This window comes from Exiguobacterium sp. s141, from assembly GCF_018618085.1.
Taxonomy (GTDB): Bacteria; Bacillota; Bacilli; order Exiguobacteriales; family Exiguobacteriaceae; genus Exiguobacterium; species Exiguobacterium mexicanum_A.
This window is the reverse complement of sequence record NZ_JACSLJ010000025.1, coordinates 1-381: the sequence shown is the minus strand read 5'-3', so window position 1 is coordinate 381 and position 381 is coordinate 1. Positions and strand designations below refer to the sequence as shown.

General features: G+C 49.6%; 2 tRNA genes. Both read right to left on the bottom strand.

From position 1 onward, the window contains the following. Positions 1-91: 91 nt before the first annotated feature. A tRNA-Ala gene (locus KNP74_RS14875) sits at positions 92-164 on the bottom strand. Between the two features lie 21 nt (positions 165-185). Continuing rightward, a tRNA-Ile gene (locus KNP74_RS14870) sits at positions 186-262 on the bottom strand. Between the last annotated feature and the right edge of the window lie 119 nt (positions 263-381).

Below are 381 nucleotides of genomic sequence, written 5' to 3'. Positions count from 1 at the left end.
TCTAGCGTCTAAGACACACGGTCCTCACGGACCATATGTGAAATTAATTGGTTTGATGTCTTGATGAATCTTCAGTTTTCAAGGAACAAAGTGGAGCCTAGCGGGATCGAACCGCTGACCTCCTGCGTGCAAGGCAGGCGCTCTCCCAGCTGAGCTAAGGCCCCATATAGGAATTCTCAAAAAAATGGTGGGCCTAAGTGGACTCGAACCACCGACCTCACGCTTATCAGGCGTGCGCTCTAACCAGCTGAGCTATAGGCCCTCATATTTTGATTGTTGAGAGATTTGGTCTCTCAAAACTGAACGATGGGCAATGCCACATGGGCATTTTCCTTAGAAAGGAGGTGATCCAGCCGCACCTTCCGATACGGCTACCTTGTT